The 1,752-nt window shown below is 34.2% G+C and carries 1 protein-coding gene; it reads right to left on the bottom strand.

All coding sequences use genetic code 11. The annotated features are described in order from the left end of the window. Positions 1 to 43: 43 nt before the first annotated feature. Positions 44 to 1,675, bottom strand: a complete 1,632-nt coding sequence (locus tag NEH75_RS12910; protein WP_055304584.1) for an ISL3 family transposase — start codon at positions 1,673 to 1,675, stop codon at positions 44 to 46. Positions 1,676 to 1,752 lie beyond the last annotated feature (77 nt).

Genomic DNA, 1,752 nt, shown 5'->3' on the forward strand with positions numbered 1-1,752 from the left:
AATAAAAAAGTGGTTCTTCCGTTATTTTGGTGAAAAGCCTTTTTTAGGCATAGAGTACTTTAATGCGAAGAAGTTTAAAACTAGCTCGTCCATACATTTGACGTTTAATCATTTTAATTCGGTTGACATTTCCCTCACAAATGGCATTAGTGTATGGATAAACTAATGCATTAATTATCGATTGCTCATCGCGTTTCATTCGACGACAAAACTCACGAAGTAATTTAATTTCGTGATTAACATAACGTTCCAGCCACTGAGATAACTTAACGACTTGTCCCATAGTAACCAAATCTCTAAATAATTGCACTGCTGTATATAACTCACTTAGATCAGAGTGGCCTTGAAAGAGTTGATTTAATAAATCTAACTCTTGTTGAGTTAAAGAGGTTGCCTTTCGCCAGATTAATGAGATTAATTGAAATTTGGTCGCTTTCAAATATTTAGGAGGTTTTTTATTGATTTTATCCTCTACCTTTTTATTCTTTTTTATTGAGAGAGTTGCTTTAATTTCTTGAACTTTTCGTCGGGTTGAAGAAGGTGCTCCTTTAAATCCTTGTTGTATCAATTGTTTATGAATCCAAATAGCTGTTTTCCCTTCCTGACACCATTGTGTGATTTGGTTTAAATAGGGAAGAAATTGGTTAACACGTGGCTTTCTTATTTGTTTTGGGGGTTCAGATAATTGTATATACTTTGTCACACTTGTACGACTTAGCTTAAGATGCCTGGCTGTTTGGCGAATAGAGCCTAGTTGTTGATAGACTTTTTGAACCTCTAAAATGAGTGTCCATTTCGATTGTTCTTTTTCAGATAATGATTCATGACTAACGGTTGACTCTTCATTAGTAGTAGCTATATCTGTCTCGTTATCCGTTGTTTCGAGGACTGGGCATTCAGGTATGATAAACCATCCTTTAGGAAAACGAGAACTGATGGTTTCTTTAACAACATCTAATAAGTTTTTAAGAAAGTGCCACTTATCTGCAATCTGAATAATGTCAGGGTTCGTTGAATGAATCGCTTTGGTATACGTTGTCGCTCGATCACGTGTCACTAATTTAACTGAAGGATGTTTTTCTAACCATTCTTTAAATGCTTGAGTCGAGCGAGAAGCCAAAATCTCAACCGGACGATGCGTTTTTAAATCACAAATGACAGTTCCAAATTCAACGCCTCTACGAAAAGAAAAATCATCAACCCCAATATGAGTTAATGATTGATTTTTTATTTCTTTTTCAGTGGAATCAATACGTCTTAATAAATCTAATAGCGAGTCTCCACTTCGTTCATATCCAAGTTTAAAAAGGAAGCGTGATAAAGCTTCCGCACTCATCGATAATGATAATTGAAGAAAGACTTCTTCAAGACGAACAGTTAAACGCCGGTAGGTATTTAGAAAACCAGTAAATCTTTCAGTGAAAATTTGACGTTTACAGTTTGAATTTAAGCAAAAAAACTTTTTAGCTTGTATCTTTAATTGGACTGGCTTACTAAGAATAGAAGCATCTAATGGTTTTCTAATATACGTACTGTGCACATGCTGACTCTTCATACCACATAATGGACAGTGACTAAAATTTGATTTAGACTTTAAGTAAATCAGGATTTTATGCTCATTATTTTCAATGGATTGAATCATAAGATTTTCAGGAAAAAAGACATTAAGATTCATGATGATAGTTACCTCTCTAAGATGTCTTTTTATTATATCAGGTAAAGCGTTTTATCACCAAAAGTCAGGAAGAACCA

The organism is Turicibacter sp. T129 (assembly GCF_025594975.1).
Lineage (GTDB): Bacteria > Bacillota_I > Bacilli_A > MOL361 > Turicibacteraceae > Turicibacter > Turicibacter bilis.

Excerpts from the sequence above, each read along its gene's own strand:
- NEH75_RS12910 (WP_055304584.1), bottom strand. The coding sequence starts at position 1,675 with ATGAATCTTAATGTCTTTTTTCCTGAAAATCTTATGATTCAATCCATT.